The following is a 22,813-nucleotide window of genomic DNA, read 5'->3' as shown; positions in this document are numbered from 1 at the left end:
TTTAACACAGAAAGGCTACCAACGTCTAGCTTGGTAACCTTTACTGTCAGCTTTACTGTATTAATAAATATAATCTGCGTATTCCGGCTTTTGCATTTCCTTTGTTACCCATTCCTCATATTCTGTAACGCCGCCATCGCGAAGCTGCTGACGGAATTGCTCAAGGATTTTTAATGCTTCTTCATCAGAGTCCGCAAAATATGCACGCTCTGTGGCATCCCGATACGCATTCCAGTCTATCAAGGAACTAATCTCCTCCTTCTTAGGATAATTCTTTGTTACATCTTTAATTGTGTACCCGGACAGGAACTCAATCTGGCGGACTGATTTTGCCTGCTCATACCATACATCAGGTTTATCTGCATCACCCGGCTGCAATTCACCATAAGCACTTAATCTTTTGTCAAGACAAATCATATCTGTAAAAGTTGATCTGATACCCATATCCTGAAGATCTTTTGCGTTGGCTTTATATTTATCAAGCCACTCCTGCTTCATTCTGGGTTTCCCGTCAACCATCTCATATTGCTCCCCCTCAACACCGTAATAGGCAAGGAGCTGGCCTTCATCTGAATTAATATAATTAAGTACTTTAATTGCAGCTTCCGGATTTTTGCATGTACTGGGAAGGAACATTACCGGTGTGCCGTTACGATCCGGCATTTCCACCACGGTAGTTTTACCGTCCGACCACGGCAGCGGCCCTATTGCGATATACTGCATTTCGGGATTCGTTTTATAAAGTGTTGAACTCATAAATTCACTGATATGGAAATAATGGTTGCCAACGATTGCCACACGGCCTGTTGCCATCTTTTCTTTACCCTGTGTATCTGATTGGCGTAAACATTCGGGATCAAATAGCCCTTCTGATATCAGCTTTCTCATATACAATACGCGGTCATCCACCGCAGGATTATTCGCACGATATACGAACTTTCCATCAATATAGTCAAATTCTTCTCTGCGATCCTGACGGAACGGGCGCCAGAATTCTACATAATCCCATCCGTCTCCCCATGCACCGGCAGGAATGACTTCCTTCCCGTTGATATCCTTAAATCCGCCTTCTTTAATCTTCTTCATAAGATCATAAAGGGCATCGGCAGAATTTATGCTTGCTGGGTCTATATTTAAAGCATCTAAGATATCTTTTCTGCAATACAGTCCACCGCCCCAATTTAGCACATCTTCATTGGTAGCCGGTGCCTGCTGCGGAAGTACGTACTGCTTTCCTTCAAATTCAGGATCATTGACATCATTCTCCTTATACCCAACGGCAATACCGGTTGTAAGTGCAGGCTTTAGATTTTCACCATATTTTTCAATCAATGGATTAAGGTCTAAGAGCAGACCTTCCTTGGCAGCCTTCTTAATAACCACTGTTTCGGCACTTGTACCGCCCCAATACGGTGCATTCACAATATCCGGCATATTTCCGGAGGCAAACATCAGGTTCAGTCGTTCCACTTCGCTTGTAGTAATATACTCAATTTCAAGAGACACCCCTGTCGCCTCTTTAATCTTCTGAGCTACTATATTGTTCACGGAATCTGACATACCACTGCTTGATGCACCGTTCCAGCACATCAGGAACTTAAGTGTAACATCTTCCTTTTTTCCGGTATCCGCCGGAGTAGCCGTGTCACTCTGTGTTTGTCCGGAATTATCTCCTTCCTTGGATGTTTTACTGCCCTTCGTCTGACACCCCGCTAATGAGGATACCAGAAATATCATGATCAGTAACAATCCGGTTAGTTGCCTAAATTTCTTTTTCATACCTTTTCCTCCTATAATTTATTATAACTGCCCTTAGGGCGATTATACAATACTCATTATCCTTTGACAGAACCTATCATGATTCCCTTCACAAAGTATTTCTGTAAAAAAGGATAAACACATAAAATTGGCAGAGTCATAACCATGATGAAGGCCATCTTTAATGATTCGGGTGTTGTACTGCTTACTGCTGTTGCAATATTGGTATTCATTTTAGTCGCATCAAAAGTCGCACTTTCAAAGGTTGCTTCATTTAAAATATTCTGAAGCAGGGTTGCCACCGGAAACAGCTCTTTATTCTGGACATAATACGCTCCTGTAAACCATTCATTCCAATGAGACACACCAAAAAACAGCATAATTGTAGCTAAAACCGGTTTAGACAGGGGCAGAAACATCTGTAAAAAAACCCTGGCGTATCCGCAACCGTCAATGCGAGCCGATTCTCCAATCGATTCGGGTATTGTTTCAAAGTAAGTCCGCAGCAGCATAATATTAAAGAAGTTATATATTTGCGGCAAGACATATACCCATACACTTTGTGTAAGCTTCAGCTGACGGAGCAGTATGTAATAAGGTATCATTCCGCCGCTGAATATCGTAGTGAAAAAGAAGAAAAAAATTATAAATCTTCTGCCTGGCATATCTTTAAAGGCCAGTGCATAGGCCAACATAGCACACATGATTGTTCCAATCAGCGTACCTATGACAGTTCTGAATATGGTTATTCCATATGCATTCAGAATATTGCCATCCTGAAATACCTTGATATAATTAGCAAACGTTATTTTCCTTGGCCAAAAATAAATTCCTCCTTTTAGTGTGTCATACCCATCATTAAACGACAGAACTAAAATATAAATAAATGGATATAGTGTTATAATTCCAAGAAAACATAGGGCGCTGTAATTTAAAATAGTACCAATTTGTATTTTACCTTTTTTCATCATTCCTCTTCTCCAATCATCTACCACAAGGATACTTCAGCCAGTTTTCTTGTGATTTTATTGACTATGATAACCAGGATAAGTCCGATAACACTTTGGAACAAACCCGCAACCGTGGCATACTCATAACGTCCCTGTTGAATTCCCTGTTGAATAATCTGTGTATCTAATATCATGGACAAGGCACTGTTTCCGGGTGTCTTTAGAAGAATAATCTGCTCATAACCGGCTTTCAGAAGGTTTCCGATATTAAGTAAAAATAAGATACATGCCGTGGGCATAATATTAGGAAGCGTAATATGCAGCATGCTTTTCCACTTTCCGGCTCCATCAATACTTGCGGCCTCGTATAACTGCTGGTCTATTCCGGATAAAGCCGAGAGATATACGATTGAGTTCCACCCGACGTTTTTCCATATGTCCGTAAATAATACCAACGGATAAAACCAGTTTTTTTCTCCCATAAAGTAAATAGCTTCTTTATGAAACACATTTACCAGAATGTTGTTAATGATGCCGTCATGAGGGGATATGAATTTAACCAGAACCGCAATACACACTACCCACGAAACAAAATAAGGAAGATATGTCACTGTTTGAATTGCTTTCTTAAAGTACTTATTCGATACTTCATTAATCATCAGCGCCAGTATGATCGGAGCCGGAAATCCTATTACCATTTTTAACAAACTGATAATGACCGTATTCTGCAACAGCGGCCAGAACATCCTGTCATGTATGAATTGATTAAAATAACGCATTCCCACCCAGGGGCTTTCCCATATTGACATATTAAAATGAAATTCCTTAAAGCCCAGTGCAAGACCGTACATCGGTATATAGCAAAAGATAATATACCAGGCCACCGCAGGCAGGATAAAAATATATAAAGCCCGATAACGCCATATTCTTCTTCGTAAATGTTTATCTGACAATCTCATATGTGCCTCCTTCATAAAATCAGGTCGATCAATCCTGTATATCTCTGTCTATAAGTGAATTATATCTGCTGATAAATATTTATATAATGGATAAATCTCAACTTCTATGTGGATAAAACTTTGTTCTATTGATACAAAAGCCTCCTTATCGAACAAAACTCAACCAGATGATCTATATCCGGACACTGCCAGTATAAAACAAAGAAATCTCCAACCATCTTCCAACTTTTATCCATTTCATACCAATCAAATAAAAGCTACTTTAATTATGTAACATTTACTATTGAGGGTTTACTTATTAAACTGAGGAGGTACTTTAATGAAGAATCTAAAAGACAAGTCAAAAAAAACACTGGTAATATTCTTAACTGCATTATTAATTATTTCAACATTTTTACCAGGCCCGGTAACTGTTAAGGCCCACACTTCTACCATTGCTGATGTTGCTATGGATGCATTTCAGAATTATTGCTATAACCCAAACACCAAACTATACTACGGGAATACTGATAAGAACAGCGTTGCTGCAATATGGACCCATGCAATTTTTTGGAACACGGTAATGGATGCATACGAAAGAACCGGTGACAGTAAGTATCTTACCTTAATCAATGATATTTACGAAGGCGGATATGCGCAATATGACGGATATAATTGGAATAATCAGGAGGTATGGTTTGTTTTTGATGATTTGATGTGGTGGATTATTTCAATGGCCCGTGCTTACGAAATTACGGGAAATACGGAATACCTTGACGTAGCCTTAGATGGCTTTGATAATGTATATTCCAGAGCCTATGATTCTGTTAATGGCGGCGTTTTTTGGGGATTTGGGCCGAACGGCATGGGAAAAGGTCATAAAAACTCATGCATCAACTATCCGACGATCATAGCAGCCCTGCAATTTTATGAAATAACCGGTAATGTGGACTATCTGAATAAAGCAACGGATATCTACAGTTGGGCACGAACCCACCTTTTCAATGCCTCAACCGGCAGCGTCCCTGATCTGATATCCGACCAGGGAATTGTAGATTGGACCAATTATACATATAATCAGGGCACAATGATTGGAGCTGCTTCTATGCTCTATCTTGCCACCGGCAACATAAGTTACCTAAACGATGCAAATTTGGCAGCCAATTATACCAGGGAAGTCATGTGCAATAATGACGGTATCTTACCTGCGGAAGGTGATTGGAATGAACAGGGTACCATGAAAGCGATTTTTGCACACTATATTTCTGTCCTTATCAATGACTGCGGGCAGACACAATGGCTATCTTGGATTAATGACAATATTAACCTGGTCTGGTCAAACAGGGATAATCAGCGAAATCTGATGTACAGAGATTATACGGTTCCCTGCTCAAGCGGTATGATCCAGACCTACGAAGCCAGCAGTGCGGTTGCCTTTCTACAGGTTATCCCTCCTGATCAATCGGAGAACAAGCTGTCTATACCAACACCCCAGATAACCGTTTATGAGAATGATCAATATGGCGGTGCGTCTTATATTTTACGTCCCGGGCGATATACAAGGGAAGCACTCACAAATGCCGGTGTTCCGGATAACTGGATGACATCACTAAAAGTTCCTGACGGATGTACTGTTGAAATTTACAGTGACGATAATTTTGCCGGTACCATGTGGGAATTCACAGGTGATTCATCTAATATAGGCCCTACGGCAAATGACCAAATGACTTCTTGCATTATTTATTATGATAGAGGTGTCACATTTTATTCCGGGGATCTGTTTCAAGGCAGCGCCGTAACACTTACCAAGGGAACCTATTCCCTGGATGAATTAATACAATTGGGTATTCCTAATGACTCTGTAAGTTCACTGGCAATTCCCAAGAATTGTTCTGTTACTATCTACGAAAATATGCTTTTTGACGGTCAATCATGGCTCTTTAACTATGGTACTCATAATGTTGGAGCCGCATGCAATGATAAAATGTCTTCCGTAAGGATTTATTAATCTAAATACATTATAAACAATACCAGGGGCTGTCGCGACAGCCCCTGTTTTATCAACATTTGAGTTATATCCACTCAATTACTAACAATCGTCTACTCTCATTCCTTTCATTAACAGGTATATTAAAGTCAACAAAAATAGATTAAGGAGATGAACCATGAATCTGGCACCCGAAACGATAACATCTGTGGCAAGAACCGCCGATAAGTTTTCTGTTAATGAGAACCAGAAAAAGATGTTTATTAATTGCTTTTTATCCACACTAAATACAACAACAAGAATTATAGATGACAACACCACCTTCATTTTTACCGGTGATATCCCGGCAATGTGGCTGCGGGATTCATCAGCCCAGGTACGTCACTACATTCCGTTTGCAAGGACGGATCACGGCTTGCAGCGCGTTATTGAAGGCCTGATCAGACGCCAAATTAATTATATACACATAGACCCATATGCAAATGCCTTCAATGAAGAGCCTAATAATAATGGCTTTCGTGATGATATCACCTTACAGAATCCCTGGGTCTGGGAACGTAAATATGAAATCGACTCACTCTGCTATCCAATCTCTCTTGCATGGCAATATTGGAAGGCAACAGGGATCAGTAGTATATTTGACGAAAACTTCCGTCATGCAGCAGCCCTCATCCTTGACCTTTGGACTACAGAGCAGCACCACCCAACACAATCCAGGTATTCCTTTATAAGAAATAACGCTCCTGAAAGTGATACTCTGACAAATGGCGGAAAAGGCGCTCCTGTAAAAGAAACCGGTCTTACCTGGTCTGGCTTCCGCCCCAGTGATGATGCATGCAAATATGGCTATTTAATACCTTCCAACATGTTTGCGGTTGTTGTTTTACGTTACATCGGCAATATTTGCGAAAGTGTATGGAATGATGAGCAACTTTATCAGAAAGCGAGACACCTGGAGCAAACAATTGATGCTGCAATACACAGGCACGGTATCATTAAGCACCCGGACTATGGTTCAATTTATGCTTATGAAGTTGACGGCTTCGGTAATTATCTCCTGATGGATGATGCTAATATACCGAGCCTTTTATCCATCCCCTATTTAGGATATACAACCTATGATGATCAAATATATCAAAATACACGGCGTTTTGTACTGAGCAAGGATAATCCCTGCTTTTATACCGGTAAATTTGCAAAAGGGATTGGCAGCCCGCATACGCCAAATGGTAATGTATGGCCTATTGGCCTTGCCATGCAAGGCTTAACATCCTCTTCTGCTGATGAAATGGACCAAATGATTGAACTTTTAATAAATACGGATGGCAGCACCGGTGCTATGCATGAGAGTTTCCACCCTGATAATCCTGATATCTTTACCCGGTCATGGTTTGCATGGGCAGACAGTTTATTCGCAGAATTAATTATAAAACGATATTACGAAGCAGAAAGGGGATAATAATGAAGAAAGAACTCGAAATCATAAAGATTCATCAAACACCATGGATTTTAAATGATAACGGTGTTTTAAAAAGTGAAACACTCCTTCACATAGACACTTCTCTGGAGGATTGTGTTATTACTGCACGTATATTGGTACCGGGACAGCCTGTATACAGCCAAACGATTGGACCTGCTGCGTGGGGTAAGTCTGCTATCAGACTTCTCGTTCCCGAATTAATAAAAGATAATGATATTGTTACATTTTCACTGTTTGCATGGAATGGGAATATAGAAAGAGAATTAGCCTCTATTTCTCTTCCCCAGAGAAAAATCCGCCACTGGAAAATCTATGTAGCTCACGATATGCACCTTGATATCGGCTACACTGACTATCAGGAGGATTTAATTTACAAATTGTTTCCTGAATATCTTGATGAGGTATTGGAAAAAATTGATACCACCAAAGAGTGGGAGAAAGACAATCAATTGAAATATCCGGTGGAAGCCTCCTACTTGCTGTACGGTTCTGCCCTGGCGGCCCGCAATGCCGATTGGATTGAAAAATTAAAGGGAAATCTTATATCAAAACGTATGAACTATCCTTATAACTATTTGCATTTTGCAACCGAGGGTATGGGTACGGAACAAATCGTCAGACAGAATTATTATTCTGCCAGATTTCTCAATGATATCCTTGGAACACCTCCTGCAAAGTTCGCGGTTCATACCGATGATGCAGGGTTTTCCTGGTCCCATGTTGATGCATTGACCAGTGCAGGTCAAAAATACCTTTCCTTTCGTTTACAGGATAGCAATTGGAATTATGAGGACGGACACAGTCCGAAGTATCCCCGCCTTTTTTATCTTAGAGGCCGGACACCGGAGAGTAAATTACTGACATTTGATGGGCCTGTATATCATTTTGATGATTTTGGTTTTCGGGAATCTGCGCTTGATATCACAATTAAACGGATCACCGATCTGTTCTTAGACAGGCAGACTGAAGATTACCCTTATGATTCCTATTTAATACATCTTACCAAGGTCCGTGATAATTCCGGAATTGAGCCAAATGTCATGCATAATATACAAGCTCTTAATTCACGTACCGATGATGAAGACAGGCCTTATGTCTTTCCTCATTTCATTAATTCACTTGTTGAGGATTTCTTTGAGGATATTGAAACACATTACAAAGACATAATTCCCAGCGTCCAGGGAACACTGGAAAGCTTTTGGAGCTTTGGAGCCGCCCAGGTATCCTATGAAACATCAATAAGCAAGGAAAATCACGAAAATGTACCGGTTGCAGAATATTTTTCAGCGCTTGCATCCGCGCTTGTTCCCGGGCATCCTTACCCGTATACCAATCTTTTCCGGGCATATGATGACATGATGTTAACAGATGAACATAACTGGGCGAGTTGGAAATATTACGTTAACGATGAGCAGTTAAAATGGTCCCGGAACAAAGTACTTGAGCCGCAAAGGATTGCAAGACATCTGCTTGACACTTCCTTCACAGCGTTAGAGTCACTGGTTCCAACGGAAGGACCAACCATCTTCGTATATAACAATAGTGCATGGGAACGGACAGATATAGTCACCATAGAAACAGAAACTTTTCCGCACCCATTTGAAATTGTAGATACATGCACAGGCATAAGTCTTCCTTGGCAAAAAACATCCGATGGGAGCCTCTGCTTTATAGCCTCTCTGGTTCCTCAATATGGATACAAGGCTTTTCGAATAATTCCAGGCAGCACACCAGTCAAAAGCAAAAAAGCAGTTGCTGTGACTGGAAATGTAATAGAGAATGATTATTTTAAAGTCACCATAGATACCAGCGGCTGCATTTGCAGCTGTATTGATAAGCAAAATAATGAAAAAGAACTGGTAGATCCTGCTGCTCCCCATAAGATGAATCAATTTGTCTATTATACCTCTAAAAACGAATTATACGATAATGTTCTATATACAGAAGATGAAATCTCCAATGCAGCTATCTCCTCAGAAACAGGCGCTGTAATGGGCATGCTTGTTTCTGAGGGCCGTACCCGCGGGGTTGAAAAAGTTGTCAGAAAAGTTATTCTTTATGCAGATTTACCTCGTATAGACATTATCAATGAAGTATTCAAAGCAGACGCGCCGCCGGATTATACAGAATGTGCAGAAGAAGGTTTCTTTACATTTCCCTTCAACATGGATAATTTTCGGATTACACACGATACACCGGCCGGTGAAGTAGAGCCTTATGTAAATCCAGATATTTATCTCCCAACACATCAGCTCTATTGGTCAAATACTGATTTTTATGTAGTAAATCACTGGATTAATGTTCAAGGTGATAAAGACAGCATATTATTTACTTCTGTCAATGCACCTCTAGTTCAATATGGAGGCCGCCGCACCTGTCATTGGGACAAAAACTATCAAATAAAATATCCATGGATATATAATTGGGTATTCAATAACTTTTGGAAAACCAACTTCACCTATACTCAGCCCGGTCCGGTTACCTACAGATATAGTATTACTACGCAAAAAGCCTGTGACTGGAAACAGGCACAGGCCGATAGATTCGGATTTGATATTACGAATCCTTTAAAATCACACATTATCTGCCATGCACAAACCGGCTCCCTGCCATATAATGCATATAGCTTTCTCAAAATAAACAGGGATAATGTTATAGCCACCTCTGTGAAAATGGCAGAAAGCAATGGCAATGGGTTAATCATACGCTTTCATGAAACGAGGGGCCTTGAATGCAATGTATGCGTTGATATATCCGGCCTGTTATTAAACGCATACATTATTGAAACGGATGTTATAGAAAATGATACTGCTCCTATTCCTTCTTGCGAAGGCAGGTTCTGCTTCTCCATTCCCGCTTATGGCTGGAAAACATTCCGACTGCTGCAGATAGAGTCTTGTCCGGCACCAAGCATTATAGATGCCTGTATCACAGAAGGCGGTACAATTGTGAAATGGACAATGCCGGATGAATATTCCTATCTGTGCTATGCACTTTACAGAGGAACAAATGAGGATTTTATTCCGGGTATAGGTAATTATCTTGCCACAATAGATACTCCCTATTACTATGATAAGCAGGTTGTATATAATCTAATGAATGACTATTACTACAAGGTACAAGCAATCGGTTTAAAAGAAAAAAGTGAATTTTCTTTCAGTACCAAAGCTTGCCCCAAAGATATCACAAGCATTCCCCCCACAATACCCGGACATCCTATGGGAGAAGCTTTTGGAAACTACCGGATATCTCTATCCTGGGAGTCTTCCATAGATTATAATGGTATGCTAAAGGGCTATAGAATTTATAGGAATGGAGTGCTATTCAAAAATATCTCTTCCTCTATGACGAGCTGGATGGATGTTGGATTATATCGGAATACCGAATACTCCTATGAGATTACTGCGTTTAACGAAGCCGGTCTTGAATCCGAAAAAAGCCAAAAGATTACGGTTTGTACAACCGATTATAACTATATAGGAGACATCGCCCCTATTGCACATATCACCGCCTCATCAGAGCGTGGGCTTGATTCCCTTGTTACGAATATCTCCAATGGCGTATGTGGTATGATCGATCAGGATAATTGGCTTCCTAAAGAAGCAGATACTCTGCCATGGATAAGGATGGAATGGGAAGAAGCACATACAATTGATACAATCTATCTTTGGGGAAGATATGGTGAACCGTTTACCTGCAGCGGGACTCTCACCTTGAATGACGGAACCTGCTTTAGTTTTCGTTCACTAAGAACCGATGGATCGGCTACTAAGTTATCTATTGGCAAACATAGTATAGGCAGCTTGGAAATCAATTTTCTTCACTGGGATATTCAGGGGGGAATCTCTGAAATTCAGTTAATTAGTGAAAATATAGAGGCATGTTTTAGGTAATGATATCCCAAATCCAGTTAAAGGGTTGTAAAAGTGATTGGTCTTATTTCCTTCAACAACCCTATAAGCATACGTTCCACCGTAACGTCCGGCTGTCGCTTTTAAAACAACTTTTGCTTTTAGCATATCCGTCAAAGAAATTTAATCTTTTTCTTCAATAATTATAGCATAAAGGCGAGATAAGAACAAATGTTCTTATCTCGCCTCAAAATATTTTCCTTTTAACTAAAATGCAACGTTTATACCAGTTATTATTTATATCATCTTGGTTATTGCATTATTTCCTCTGTGACAAACACTTTCGCAATGCCTTGAGGAGATAAAAAAGATGCCGATTGAACCTGGTGGAGCCTTGGCGGCAGGGTAGGTTTTACATTTGTAGTATACCTCATCAAAAGGACACCTGACAATAATATGCCTTACATCTATTGTGATATTTTATTAGTTCTTGTAAATTCAATTCCTATATTCTTATTCATCTTTTCAACTTTACCGGAGCCAATCTTTTTTTCGGCTTGTAAGAAACCACCTTTAGATTTCTTCTCTTCTAAAAATTTTTTCATTTTTTCCATATCGTTCACCGACATCTTGTATTCCTCCCTTCAAATATTAATCAAATTCGTTACATTTGTTTTAACAACACGACAGTCTCCACATGCCCGGTATGCGGAAATTGGTCAACTGCCTGGACCTTCTTAAGCTCATACCCCCTGCTTGTAAGGTACTTTAAATCCCTTCCTAAAGTTGCAGGGTCGCAGGATACATAGACCACACGCTTTGGTGCCATTAAGACAATGGTGTCTAAAAGGCTTTCCGCACAGCCCTTTCTGGGCGGGTCCACAACAATAACGTCTGCATCTATCTTCTCCTGCCTGTATTTCTCCGGGAGAACTTCTTCTGCTGCGCCCACAAAGAATTCTGCATTTTCAATTCCGTTAATTCTTGCATTTTCCCTGGCATCCTCAATTGCCTGAGGTATAATTTCCACACCGTACACCTTCTTAGCCTTTGCAGCAAGAAATAAGGAAATGGTACCGATTCCGCAGTACAGATCCCAGACGGTTTCATCTCCCTGCAGACATGCAAATTCCAGGGCTTTTTCATAAAGCACTCTCGTCTGTGCCGGATTTACCTGGTAAAAGGAAAGGGGTGAGATACGAAACTTCACTGCTCCGATATAGTCTGTGATGCAGGGTTCTCCCCATAAAGGCCTTATCTTATTTCCCAGGATAACGTTAGTCTTTTCCTTGTTGATATTTAAGGAAATGCTTTTCATCCCTTTAATACTCTTAAGCTTCTCAACCAGCTTCTCTTTATCAGACAGGTCGTTTCCGTTAATGACCAGACATACCATAATCTCACCGGTTACAAATCCAACGCGGATCAATATGTGTCTTACAAGTCCCTCATGTGTTTCCTCGTTATATATGCTTATATTCTCTTCCTCTAAAAAGGAGCGGACAGCTCTGACAATATCCTCATTTTCCTTTGCCTGAATACAGCAATTGTCAGTATCAATAATAGAATGAGATCCTCCTGCATAAAAGCCGATAGAAAGTTTTCCATTTTTACTCCCAACGGGAAACTGGGCCTTATTCCGGTAATAATACGGATTCTGCATTCCTATAATGGAACAGAGCTCGTACCCTCCGGTGATACCTCCCAGTCTTTCGATACAGTCTGCTACTTTCTTTTGTTTCCTCCGAAGCTGCTCCTCATAATCAAGATGCTGCAAGGTACATCCCCCGCACTGAAGGGCAATCCTGCATCTTGGTTCCACTCGGTAAGGAGAGGGGGTAATTATCTCCATCAGCCTTGCATATCCGTAGTTTTTCTTGCATTTCATGGCACGGACCCGCACCGTATCTCCCACCAGGGCATTCTTTACAAACAGGGTATAGCCCTGGTATTTGCCGATACCTTCTCCGTCATTTCCCATATCTTCTATGTGAATGATACATTCTTCATTTTTCTTTAAGACAGTATCTTCCTTCAATGTTTATCCCTTTCAAAACCAAATTCATTTATCGCGTAAAATAATCCGAAACCAGTTTATTTAGAATATTGTCCTTCTGATGTTTGCTTCAAAGAGTCTGTTTAAGCCAAGCCAGGTGGCCTTTTCATCCCCGCTGTTTAAAAATTCCGTCATGGTCTGAAGCTTTGCATCGGTATTATCGGCAAAGTTCAAAGCCATGGCTTCAATGATAGAAGGTTTCTTGGGTGAACCGTATTCCAATTCTCCATGATGAGCCAGAATGCAGTGCTTAAGCTGAGAAGCCAGCGCTGCCGGAAAGCCTGCCATAGTCTTTATCTTAGCTCCTATAATCTCTGTTCCAATATAGATATGCCCTAACAGCTGACCGTCATCGGTATAATCATTCTCCGGAAATACGGATAGCTCCTCCATCTTACCAATATCATGAAAAATAGCAGCAGTTATGAGTAAATCTCTGTTAATAATCGGATAGTAATCCGCATAATAATCACACAGCCTTACCACTCCTAATGTATGTTCTAAAAGACCTCCCGCAAAGCTGTGATGAACGCTTTTGGCAGCAGAATGCTTCTTAAAGCGTTCAGAAAAGGCTGCATCCTCAACAAAAAAGCTCTCCAGCAGTTTTCTTAAATGGGATTCCTTTACCTTACTGATGTATTTTAACAGCTCACTGTACATTTCATTAACATTTTTTCCTGTTGTAGGCACAAAATCAGAAGGGTCATACTCACCCTCATGGCTTCTGCGGACTCTCTTTATATTAAGCTGGAGCGCTCCCTGAAAGTTCACCATCTGTCCTTCCACGTGGATGTATTCCATGCCTTCAAAATGATCTATCCCCTGGGACAGCTCCCATATCTTACCGTCCAATGTCCCCGTTTTGTCCTGCAGCAGCAGGGAATAATAGCTTTTCCCGGCTTTTGTCTTAAGTGCCTGTTTTGTTTTGCAAAGATAGGTTTCAGATATCATTTCCCCATCTCTTAAATCTCCTATATATCTCATCCTGACCTCTTTCTAATATGAGTAAAACCATAATCTTTTTTACAGATAAGCATGTATTCTCTCCAAATTTGCACCTTCTGTAATTGTATGACTCATTATAACCCATGCGCAATGTCATTTCAACCGCTTTCCTCAACTCCAAATCATAAAAATACCGGACAGCTTCCTGCTGCCCGGCTTCTCTTTCATCTATTTTAAGTTTCCCCAAACTTAAATCCTGCCTTTTAAACCATGCCTTACTTTTTACCATTTACTTCTCCCAATACAACGGACAATTTTATTTCTTTTTCCTTGTCCTTAATCATACGCTTAACGGTCACTTCCACAGTATCCTTAGGCTTTAATGCTGTAATTGCACTGTTAAAGGTACTTACATTGTTGATAGGGGTACTGCCAACGGTCGTTATCATATCTCCGATTTGAAGACCTGCTTCCAGGGCCGGTGAGTTACTTTCTACCTCGGTTACGCAGATAGCATTGGCAAGATCAGCGCTCTCTAAATCCTGCTTTGTCATATCCATGCACTTTACACCAAAATAGCTGCGATCCGTCTGGTTCACCATGGCTTCAATGGTTTTTTTGATTTTGGAAATTCCAATAACAGTACTTACACTTCCGTTATCTTTATCCTTTAATTTATTTGTAATGATTCCTATGACATCCCCGTTTAAGTTTACAATAATGCCGTCGCTGTTTTCATTGGCGGCAACGTCCGTAGTAAATAAATCAATTTTGTTATCCGTTATGTAGGTGCCATAATTTATGCCTGATACAATCCCAAGCTCCATAGAACCGACATAGCCGTTCGGACTTCCAAGTGCTATAATTGGAGAGCCCACAATAAGCGAATAGGATTCTCCCAGTTCAGCTGCCTTTAAGCCCGTCTCATAGGCATCGGGTATGTCTTCCAAGCTCACCGCCAGAACTGCCAGATTCAGATCCTTGTCATAGTCCTGAATGCTTGCCTTTACTGATATATTTTCATTTATCTGGAGCCTGATATCCTTGGCATCCTTTATCTTGTCCAGTGTCACAAGAATAAGCAAATCCACTGAATTATTCGCCAGAATAAGCCCTGTTACATTCTTCGTGACTTCATAACTTTCATTTTCATTCAGTCCGTCTGCCTTACTGCTTGTACTGGTAATGTCAACGATGGAACTGTTCACCCCTGATGCAATTTCTCTTATCTCATAATAAATATTGTTTAAATCCTTTATATCGGCCGCTACATGGCTTTCAATGTATATAGTACCGGGTTTTTGACCTTTTCCGGAAGAATCCTTTCCCCCTTGTCCCTCCGGTGTAGGAGTTACTGTAGGCGTAGGCGTCACAGATACACCGGTACCATTTCCGTCTTCCGGTGTAAGTGTTGGAAATTGAACTGTTTTCTTATCCGTTCCTTCCCCTAAAAGCCTGGCAATGAAAGGATTGGCAAGATAGAATACCGCACAGGCCACAACGGCAAATACACAAGCTAAAATAATCGTCCATAGGAGTGAGCGCAGCATATGAACCTTCCTGCTTCTTCTTTTGGACGATATCTGTTCCTGTATAAACAAAAATTCACTGGAATCCTTATTAGATTTATCTTCTGGCATCTTTAATTCTCTCCGGCTATTCAATCTTTGATGTTGTATCAGAAACCTGATTTTTGATAAATCAGACTGTTTCAATTCCATCCTCCCTTAGGACAATCAGTATACTTATTGTACCATGCACTTATGAACATTATATGAATGAATTGTAAACAAAAGCCAGATACCTGCCTATTTTCAAATTAATGGTTTTAATTTCGGCATAAATAAGGTAAAATAGGGAACGTAGAGCTATCATTATCCGGTATTAATTGTTTAGGAAAGAGGTTACTATGAATGAAAAAGCATTAAAAACCCTTGAATATTATAAAATTATAGAGAAATTATCCGCTTTTGCAGGTTCCGGGCTGGGAAAAGCCTTATGTAACAGCCTCCTGCCTGTAAGTGATATAGAAGAAATCAGAAAAGCCCAAAAAGAAACTTCTGACGCCCTGTCCCGCATCCTAAGGAAGGGAAGTCTTGGCTTTTATGGCGTTCATGATATCAGAGCTTCCTTAAAGCGGTTGGAAGTAGGCTCTGCCCTAAGTGCACAGGAATTGTTATCCTTAAGCTCCGTACTGGATGCTACCGCCAGGATAAGGGCTTACGGCGCAAAGGATTCCGGTGACGGTGAGTCCTCACAAAGCACCCCCGATTCCCTGGAGGAAATGTTTCGCTCCCTGGAGCCGTTAACCCTTTTGAATAACGAAATAAAGCGCTGTATCATAAGCGAGGAGGAGATTGCAGATGATGCAAGCCCTGCTCTTAAAAGTATCCGAAAATCCTTAAAGGTTACCAACGATAAGATTCATGACCAGCTGAATTCCATCGTGAATTCTTCCTCCTCCAAGACCATGCTCCAGGAGAATATCGTTACCATGCGTAACGGCAGGTATTGTATCCCAATCAAGCAGGAATACCGCGGTCAGTTTCCTGGTATGATTCACGACCAGTCCTCTTCCGGCTCCACTCTTTTTGTGGAACCGATGGCAGTTGTAAAGCTAAACAACGATCTGCGGGAACTGGAAATCAAAGAACTCCAGGAAATAGAACGTATACTGGCGGCTTTAAGCGAACAGGCCGGCGCCCACATAGAAAAGCTTTATGACAATATAAGAATACTTCCAAAGCTTGACTTTATCTTTGCAAAGGCCACCCTCTCCAAGCAGATAAAGGGTACGGAAGCAGTGTTTAATGACAAAGGCGTTGTGAATATCAAGAAAGGCCGCCATCCCCTTATTGATGCTAAAAAGGTGGTTCCCATCGATATTACCCTCGGAAAAGATTTTAATCTTCTTGTAATCACCGGTCCTAATACCGGCGGTAAGACAGTATCCTTAAAGACAGTGGGGCTCTTCACCCTTCTCGGTCAGGCCGGTCTTCATATTCCCGCCTTCGACGGTTCAGAACTTGCGGTCTTTGAAGAGGTTTATGCTGATATCGGTGATGAGCAGAGTATTGAGCAATCTTTAAGTACCTTTTCTTCCCATATGACCAATACAGTGTCCATACTGGAAAAGGCAAACTATAAATCCTTAGTTCTGTTTGATGAATTAGGTGCCGGCACAGACCCCACAGAAGGTGCGGCCCTGGCTATGGCTATCTTAAATCACCTGCATAAACGGAGTGTCCGCACCATGGCAACCACCCATTACAGCGAGTTAAAGGTGTATGCCCTTACCACAGAAGGGGTAAGCAATGCCTGCTGTGAGTTTGACGTAGAAACTCTCCGTCCCACCTACAGGCTCCTTATCGGAATTCCCGGTAAGAGCAACGCTTTTGCTATCTCCTCAAAGCTTGGGCTTCCCTCCCACATTATCGAGGATGCGAAGAATCTGATTGGTGTACAGGAAAAGAGCTTTGAGGATGTAATATCAGACCTTGAGAAGAACCGCATAGAGATTGAACGGGAAAAAGAAGAAATTGCCGCTTTAAAGGAGCAGGCAAAGAACCTTCAGTTAAAATTAGAGCAGCAGAACGAAAAACTTGTCAAGGCAAAGGACCGTATTATGGCAGACGCCAATGAAGAAGCAAGAAAGGTCCTTCAGGAGGCCAAGGATGCTGCTGACCGCACCATTAAGAATTTCAACAAATGGGGAGCGGAGGGCGGTCTCGGAAAAGAGATGGAAAATGAACGCAGTAAAATCAGAGGTCTGCTTTCCGAAACAGAGAGTAAGCTCGCCATAAAAGGAAGGCAAAAATCCTCTAAAACTCCCAAACCCGGAGAATTCCGGATCGGAGATGCCATCCATGTTATCAGCCTTGACTTAAAGGGAACCGTAAGCACGCTGCCAAATGCCAAGGGTGATTTGTACGTGCAAATGGGAATCCTCCGTTCACAGGTAAATATCAGCGATATCGAACTTATTGACGAACCGGACATCACAGGTCCTAACATTAACAAATCCGGCAGCGGAAAGATTAAGCTTTCCAAAACCCTTCATATCAGCACTGAAATTAACCTCATCGGGAAAACCGTAGATGAGGCACTGTCAGAGCTGGATAAATACCTGGATGATGCTTATCTGTCCCATCTGCCCCAGGTAACGGTAATACACGGCCGCGGCACCGGCGCCCTGCGCAATGCCGTACACTCCCACCTAAAGAAAACCAAATACGTAAAATCCTACAGGGAAGGTGCTTTTGGAGAAGGCGGTCAGGGAGTTACAATCGTAGAATTCAAATAATAGAAAGGAGCCCTGTATGGTTGCCAAACAGAAAATTCTCATCGTAGATGATGATGTTAATATCGCAGAGCTTATTTCCCTATACCTTACCAAGGAATGTTTTGACACCCTTATGGTACATGACGGAGAAGAGGCCATTGTAAAATTTCAGGAATACCAGCCGAACCTGATGCTTTTGGACCTGATGCTTCCCGGCATTGACGGTTATGAGGTATGCCGTGAAATCAGAAAGAATTCCTCCGTTCCCATTATTATGCTCTCTGCCAAAGGAGAAATCTTTGATAAGGTACTTGGCTTAGAATTAGGAGCGGATGATTATGTCATAAAACCCTTTGATTCCAAGGAATTAGTAGCAAGGGTAAAGGCTGTCTTAAGGCGTTTCCATCAGGTGCCCCAGCAGCCTGTGTCCCAGGCACCTCTTTCAGAACAGACAGGGGATTATGTAGCCTATCCGGATCTTATTATCAATCAGAGCAACTATTCCGTACTGTACTACGAAAATACCATTGAAATGCCTCCCAAGGAACTGGAACTATTCTATTTTCTGGCTTCCCACCCTAATCAGGTCTTTACCAGGGAACAGCTTTTAGATCACATATGGGGCTATGAATACATCGGTGATACCAGAACCGTGGACGTACACATCAAAAGATTGCGGGAAAAAATCAAGGACCATACCTCCTGGAGTCTTTCCACCGTATGGGGTATCGGATACAAATTTGAAGTAAAGAAATGATCAATGGAGATGGAATATGAAGCAGTCCCTTTTTGTAAAACTTGTGATACTTTATCTTTTCTCAGCAGTATTTATGTTCCTGCTTTTAAATACCTACGGTCAAAAGCATTACGAACAAAAGCTGGTGGAAGAAAAGAAGATGCAGCTTTATACCCAGGCTCTTTCCATATCCAACGATTACATGGCAGACTTCTACAACCAGAATTTATCTCCTGAAGATTTGACCGCTAAAATAAAAGCAATGGCAATTATGCTGGACTCCAGAATATGGATTGTCAATAAAAACGGAATCGTTATCTCGGATACGGCCCCTGCTGCAAATGGAAGCGGCTCCATTGATATCTTCGGACTGGACCCCGATTTTTTATACCAATCCTTTCCGAACTCCGCCAGCCTACAAAATGTTCTTTCAGAACCTATGGTCAGTGTTGTATATAAGGTTTTATTTAAGTATCAGGTACGAGGCTATGTGGTTATCCATTATTCCATGAACAAGATACATACGAGCAGTTTATCCTTTACGGATACCTTAAATCTCTGCCTCCTGGTATTTTGCGCCTTACAGGCTGTTATCTTTTCCTTCCTGTATTTTATAACCGTACATCCCTTAAATAAGATTAATAAAGCTGCTCTGGAATATACCAAGGGCAATTACTCCTATTCCATTCCGGTAAACACCAAAGATGAATACGGTGCCCTGGCTTCTTCTCTTTCCTTTATGGCCGGTGAGATAAGAAACCTTGACAATTATCAGAAGAAATTCGTGGCAAATATCTCCCATGATTTCCGTTCTCCTCTGACCTCCATTAAGGGCTATGCGGAAGCCCTGCAAGACGGTACCATTCCTTATGAGATGAAGGACAAATATCTGGGTATCATTCTCTTTGAAACGGACCGCTTAAATAAATTAACCAGCGGCCTGTTAACCCTTAATGGCTTTGAGAACAAAGGAATTCTTCTTGAAATAGCCTCCTTTGACATCAATCACATTATCAAGAAAACAGCCGAAAGCTTTGAGGGAATCTGCAAGAATAAGAAAATCACCTTAAACCTCATCTTTTCCAATAAGGTAACTCTGGTGAATGCCGATATGGGTAAGATTCAGCAAGTCCTTTATAACCTGTTAGACAATGCCATTAAATTCAGCCATCAGAATTCCATCATCAAAATCTCCACCCAGGAAAAAGGGGATAAGGTCTTTGTATCCGTAAAGGATTACGGGATCGGCATACCAAAGGAAAGTATTAACAAGGTATGGGAACGCTTCTATAAAACAGATTCTTCCAGAGGAAAGGACAAGAAGGGGACAGGCCTTGGCTTATCTATCACCAAGGAAATCATAACCGCCCATAATGAGAATATCAATGTTGTCAGCACCCAGGGTGTCGGAACGGAATTTATCTTTACACTGCCGCGCACCGGAGGCTTTATTTAATACAGCATTGGATCCTGTCCTGCTATAATTCTTATGGAAACAGGTTCAAAAAAGCAGTACCACATTCTGATATCATTGCATATCCCATGTGATACTGCTTTTTATAATCCTTTTCTTTTTCCGGGCTTTTTATCCCATTGGCTTCGTGATTTATGCTTCATCCCAGGAATGGCGGTGAAGCTTTCCTGCCAGCCGCATGCCGGAGAAATCATTCTGCCTTAACGCCTCATACAGAACAATTGCTGCGGAATTAGCCAAATTTAACGAACGGATATCTCCCATCATGGGAATCCTGATAGCATTTTCCTTATTATCTAACAGAATTTCCTCCGGTATGCCGGCACTCTCCTTGCCAAACATAATATAGCAGTCCGGTTCATAAGTAGCTTCCGTATAGACCTTTAGAGCCTTGGTAGTAGCCATATAAACCTTGGCTCCGGGATTCTTGATAAGGAAATCTTCATAGTTTTCATAAACTGTGACATCAAGATCTTTCCAGTAGTCAAGTCCTGCCCTTTTAATCTCCTTCTCATCCAGAGAAAAGCCAAGTGGTTTTATCAAATGGAGCCTTGCTCCCGCCGCCACACAGGTACGTCCGATATTTCCCGTGTTAGCGGGGATTTCCGGTTCCAGTAATACGATATTCATAACTTAAATCCTCTTTTCTTAACTGCGGTATTTCTTTACAAACCGCTCAATTCTCTCCGTGGCAATCTTTAGATTGTCTATGGAATAGGCATAGGAAATACGAAGAAATCCTTCGCCGGAGCCTCCAAAGGCTGTACCCGGGACAACCGCCACCTTTTCTTCCAGCAACAGCTTTGTGGCAAATTCATCCGAGGTCATTCCAAGGCTCTTGATACTGGGGAAAATATAAAAAGCTCCATAAGGCTCAAAGCAGGTAAGTCCCATGTCGTTAAAGGCTTTTACCAGATAGTTTCTTCTCTGGTCGTATGCCTCTCTCATGGTTTCCACATCCCCGTCACCGTTTCTTAGTGCTTCCACAGCTGCATACTGACTGGTAGTAGGCGCACACATAATGGCAAACTGGTGAATCTTTATCATCTGCTCTATGATAGGTGCAGGCCCCACGGCATATCCAAGCCTCCAGCCGGTCATGGCATAGGATTTGGAAAATCCGTTTATGACAATGGTTCTATCTTTCATGCCAGGGAACTCTGCAATGGATACATGTTTTCTTCCGTAGGTAAGCTCTGAATATATTTCATCCGATATAACAAAGAGATCTTTTTCAATAATTACCGGTACAATCTCCTCCAAATCCTCTTTTGTCATGACAGACCCGGTGGGATTATTGGGAAAAGGAAGCACTAGGACTTTGGTTTTGTCCGTGATGGAATCTAAGAGGCCTTTCCTGGTAAGCTTAAACTCATCCTCTTCCTTTAGTTCGATAATAACCGGCTTTCCGCCTGCTAAGACAACGCAGGGCACATAGGATACATAGCTTGGCTGGGGAACTAAAACCTCATCATCAGGATCCAACATTGCTCTTAATGCAATGTCAATGGCTTCACTTCCTCCCACGGTTACAACTGTCTCTTGATCATAATCATAGTAAAGTCCAAATCTGCGGCTTAAATAACTGCAGATTTCAATCTTTAATTCCTTTAAACCGGAATTGGAAGTATAGAAGGTTCTGCCCTTTTCCAGGGAGTAAATTCCCTCCTCCCTGATATGCCAGGGAGTATCAAAATCCGGTTCTCCCACACCAAGAGAGATTGCATCCTTCATTTCACTTACAATGTCGAAAAACTTACGTATGCCCGAAGGCTCTATGGTTACAACTTTCTTTGATAACGGGTCTCTCACGGTGTAATCAGCATCCTTTCATCCTTCGATTCTTGAACCAGCGGAAGTCCATGTTCCTTATATTTTTTCAGAACAAAATGAGTAGCGGTACTAAGGACTGCTTCCATGGGTGCTAACTTGCTGGATACAAAATTAGCCACTTCCCTCATGCTCCTTCCTTCAATGATTACCGTAAGGTCAAAGCCACCTGACATCAAATAAACAGACTCTACCTCATCAAATTTATAGATTCTTTCAGCAATCTTATCAAAGCCCTGTCCTCTCTGGGGAGTAACCTTAAGTTCAATCAGGGCAGTAACCTTCTCACTCCCGGTATTATCCCAGTTGATTAAGGTAGGATAGCCGCAAATAATGGTCTGCTCTTCTAATTCTTTTATAGTGGTGCTAACTTCCTCCTCCGTAGAATTTAACATAGCTGCCAAATCCTTTGGTGTCAGTTTGCTGTTTTTATCAATTGCCTGTAATATTTTTTCTTTTAACATTTCAACCCAACTCCTTTCATAGCATAAAGCATCTGCTTGTCTGCGATATTGCCTCAATAAGT

17 protein-coding genes are annotated in these 22,813 nt (G+C 41.4%); 6 read left to right on the top strand and 11 right to left on the bottom strand.

The genetic code is table 11. The features are described from left to right. Window positions 1-60 precede the first annotated feature (60 nt). From BUF11_RS08815 to BUF11_RS08805, 3 genes are read right to left on the bottom strand one after another with little or no spacing between them, the layout of a single operon-like run. Complete coding sequence (locus tag BUF11_RS08815; protein ID WP_073588486.1) at window positions 61-1,779, bottom strand: extracellular solute-binding protein; 1,719 nt, start codon at window positions 1,777-1,779, stop codon at window positions 61-63. A 56-nt stretch (window positions 1,780-1,835) separates the two neighbouring features. Then, the gene (locus BUF11_RS08810; RefSeq protein ID WP_073588485.1) at window positions 1,836-2,729 is read right to left on the bottom strand and encodes a carbohydrate ABC transporter permease; all 894 of its coding nucleotides are present in this window, start codon (window positions 2,727-2,729) and stop codon (window positions 1,836-1,838) included. A gap of 17 nt (window positions 2,730-2,746) precedes the next feature. Next, the gene (locus tag BUF11_RS08805) at window positions 2,747-3,667 is read right to left on the bottom strand and encodes an ABC transporter permease (protein WP_175562024.1); all 921 of its coding nucleotides are present in this window, start codon (window positions 3,665-3,667) and stop codon (window positions 2,747-2,749) included. Window positions 3,668-3,986: 319 nt separating this feature from the next. On the opposite strand from BUF11_RS08805, the gene BUF11_RS08800 reads away from it, so the two are divergent. The 3 genes from BUF11_RS08800 (at window position 3,987) to BUF11_RS08790 (ending at window position 11,006) form a co-directional block, all read left to right on the top strand. After that, window positions 3,987-5,654: a glycoside hydrolase family 76 protein gene (locus tag BUF11_RS08800; protein WP_073588483.1), complete on the top strand. Its 1,668-nt coding sequence runs from the start codon at window positions 3,987-3,989 to the stop codon at window positions 5,652-5,654. Between the two features lie 157 nt (window positions 5,655-5,811). Beyond that, the gene (locus tag BUF11_RS08795; protein WP_073588482.1) at window positions 5,812-7,092 is read left to right on the top strand and encodes a glycoside hydrolase family 125 protein; all 1,281 of its coding nucleotides are present in this window, start codon (window positions 5,812-5,814) and stop codon (window positions 7,090-7,092) included. Between the two features lie 2 nt (window positions 7,093-7,094). Continuing rightward, the gene (locus BUF11_RS08790) at window positions 7,095-11,006 is read left to right on the top strand and encodes a DUF7402 domain-containing protein (RefSeq protein ID WP_073588481.1); all 3,912 of its coding nucleotides are present in this window, start codon (window positions 7,095-7,097) and stop codon (window positions 11,004-11,006) included. A 425-nt stretch (window positions 11,007-11,431) separates the two neighbouring features. On the opposite strand, the gene BUF11_RS24310 is transcribed toward BUF11_RS08790, so the two are convergent. Genes BUF11_RS24310 through BUF11_RS08770 form a run of 5 tightly spaced genes read right to left on the bottom strand, consistent with a single transcriptional unit; the run spans window position 11,432 to window position 15,605 of the window. Continuing rightward, a complete protein-coding gene (locus BUF11_RS24310; RefSeq protein WP_175562023.1) occupies window positions 11,432-11,593 on the bottom strand; it encodes a hypothetical protein in 162 nt (53 codons plus the stop codon). 35 nt (window positions 11,594-11,628) lie between these two features. Further along, complete coding sequence (gene rlmD, locus BUF11_RS08785) at window positions 11,629-13,002, bottom strand: 23S rRNA (uracil(1939)-C(5))-methyltransferase RlmD (protein ID WP_278277135.1); 1,374 nt, start codon at window positions 13,000-13,002, stop codon at window positions 11,629-11,631. Window positions 13,003-13,062: 60 nt separating this feature from the next. Continuing rightward, entirely contained in the window at window positions 13,063-14,004 is a 942-nt protein-coding gene (locus BUF11_RS08780) for a 3'-5' exoribonuclease YhaM family protein (protein WP_073588480.1), read from the bottom strand. Next, a complete protein-coding gene (locus tag BUF11_RS08775) occupies window positions 13,961-14,254 on the bottom strand; it encodes a hypothetical protein (RefSeq protein ID WP_073588479.1) in 294 nt (97 codons plus the stop codon). The genes BUF11_RS08780 and BUF11_RS08775 overlap by 44 nt, the downstream gene beginning before the upstream one ends. Beyond that, a complete protein-coding gene (locus BUF11_RS08770; RefSeq protein ID WP_073588478.1) occupies window positions 14,241-15,605 on the bottom strand; it encodes a S1C family serine protease in 1,365 nt (454 codons plus the stop codon). Before BUF11_RS08770 ends, BUF11_RS08775 begins: the two co-directional genes overlap by 14 nt. Before the next feature lie 269 nt (window positions 15,606-15,874). Between BUF11_RS08770 and BUF11_RS08765 the strand changes: the two genes are divergently transcribed. The 3 genes from BUF11_RS08765 to BUF11_RS08755 are packed head-to-tail and all read left to right on the top strand — an operon-like array spanning window position 15,875 to window position 20,439. Continuing rightward, complete coding sequence (locus BUF11_RS08765) at window positions 15,875-18,268, top strand: endonuclease MutS2 (protein WP_073588477.1); 2,394 nt, start codon at window positions 15,875-15,877, stop codon at window positions 18,266-18,268. 16 nt (window positions 18,269-18,284) lie between these two features. Further along, the gene (locus BUF11_RS08760) at window positions 18,285-19,004 is read left to right on the top strand and encodes a response regulator transcription factor (RefSeq protein ID WP_073588476.1); all 720 of its coding nucleotides are present in this window, start codon (window positions 18,285-18,287) and stop codon (window positions 19,002-19,004) included. A gap of 16 nt (window positions 19,005-19,020) precedes the next feature. Next, on the top strand, window positions 19,021-20,439 hold the full coding sequence (locus BUF11_RS08755; protein ID WP_073588475.1) for a HAMP domain-containing sensor histidine kinase: 1,419 nt from the start codon (window positions 19,021-19,023) through the stop codon (window positions 20,437-20,439). A gap of 150 nt (window positions 20,440-20,589) precedes the next feature. Here the strand turns inward: BUF11_RS08755 and BUF11_RS08750 are convergent, their stop codons facing one another. The 3 genes from BUF11_RS08750 to BUF11_RS08740 are packed head-to-tail and all read right to left on the bottom strand — an operon-like array spanning window position 20,590 to window position 22,751. Beyond that, window positions 20,590-21,087 (bottom strand): tRNA (cytidine(34)-2'-O)-methyltransferase, encoded by a 498-nt coding sequence (locus BUF11_RS08750; protein WP_073588474.1) that lies wholly within the window; start codon window positions 21,085-21,087, stop codon window positions 20,590-20,592. Window positions 21,088-21,105: 18 nt separating this feature from the next. Next, on the bottom strand, window positions 21,106-22,269 hold the full coding sequence (locus BUF11_RS08745) for an aminotransferase class I/II-fold pyridoxal phosphate-dependent enzyme (protein WP_073588473.1): 1,164 nt from the start codon (window positions 22,267-22,269) through the stop codon (window positions 21,106-21,108). Next, on the bottom strand, window positions 22,266-22,751 hold the full coding sequence (locus BUF11_RS08740) for an Lrp/AsnC family transcriptional regulator (protein ID WP_073588472.1): 486 nt from the start codon (window positions 22,749-22,751) through the stop codon (window positions 22,266-22,268). Before BUF11_RS08740 ends, BUF11_RS08745 begins: the two co-directional genes overlap by 4 nt. Window positions 22,752-22,813 lie beyond the last annotated feature (62 nt).

The organism is Anaerocolumna xylanovorans DSM 12503, from assembly GCF_900143645.1.
Taxonomy (GTDB): domain Bacteria; phylum Bacillota; class Clostridia; order Lachnospirales; family Lachnospiraceae; genus Anaerocolumna; species Anaerocolumna xylanovorans.
The sequence above is the reverse complement of the archived record's forward strand: the minus strand, read 5'-3'. Positions and strand labels throughout refer to the sequence as shown.

Excerpts from the sequence above, each read along its gene's own strand:
- BUF11_RS08815 (WP_073588486.1), bottom strand. The coding sequence starts at position 1,779 with ATGAAAAAGAAATTTAGGCAACTAACCGGATTGTTACTGATCATGATA.
- BUF11_RS08810 (WP_073588485.1), bottom strand. The coding sequence starts at position 2,729 with ATGATGAAAAAAGGTAAAATACAAATTGGTACTATTTTAAATTACAGC.
- BUF11_RS08805 (WP_175562024.1), bottom strand. The coding sequence starts at position 3,667 with ATGAGATTGTCAGATAAACATTTACGAAGAAGAATATGGCGTTATCGG.
- BUF11_RS08800 (WP_073588483.1), top strand. The coding sequence starts at position 3,987 with ATGAAGAATCTAAAAGACAAGTCAAAAAAAACACTGGTAATATTCTTA.
- BUF11_RS08795 (WP_073588482.1), top strand. The coding sequence starts at position 5,812 with ATGAATCTGGCACCCGAAACGATAACATCTGTGGCAAGAACCGCCGAT.
- BUF11_RS08790 (WP_073588481.1), top strand. The coding sequence starts at position 7,095 with ATGAAGAAAGAACTCGAAATCATAAAGATTCATCAAACACCATGGATT.
- BUF11_RS24310 (WP_175562023.1), bottom strand. The coding sequence starts at position 11,593 with ATGTCGGTGAACGATATGGAAAAAATGAAAAAATTTTTAGAAGAGAAG.
- BUF11_RS08780 (WP_073588480.1), bottom strand. The coding sequence starts at position 14,004 with ATGAGATATATAGGAGATTTAAGAGATGGGGAAATGATATCTGAAACC.
- BUF11_RS08775 (WP_073588479.1), bottom strand. The coding sequence starts at position 14,254 with ATGGTAAAAAGTAAGGCATGGTTTAAAAGGCAGGATTTAAGTTTGGGG.
- BUF11_RS08770 (WP_073588478.1), bottom strand. The coding sequence starts at position 15,605 with ATGCCAGAAGATAAATCTAATAAGGATTCCAGTGAATTTTTGTTTATA.
- BUF11_RS08765 (WP_073588477.1), top strand. The coding sequence starts at position 15,875 with ATGAATGAAAAAGCATTAAAAACCCTTGAATATTATAAAATTATAGAG.
- BUF11_RS08760 (WP_073588476.1), top strand. The coding sequence starts at position 18,285 with ATGGTTGCCAAACAGAAAATTCTCATCGTAGATGATGATGTTAATATC.
- BUF11_RS08755 (WP_073588475.1), top strand. The coding sequence starts at position 19,021 with ATGAAGCAGTCCCTTTTTGTAAAACTTGTGATACTTTATCTTTTCTCA.
- BUF11_RS08750 (WP_073588474.1), bottom strand. The coding sequence starts at position 21,087 with ATGAATATCGTATTACTGGAACCGGAAATCCCCGCTAACACGGGAAAT.
- BUF11_RS08740 (WP_073588472.1), bottom strand. The coding sequence starts at position 22,751 with ATGTTAAAAGAAAAAATATTACAGGCAATTGATAAAAACAGCAAACTG.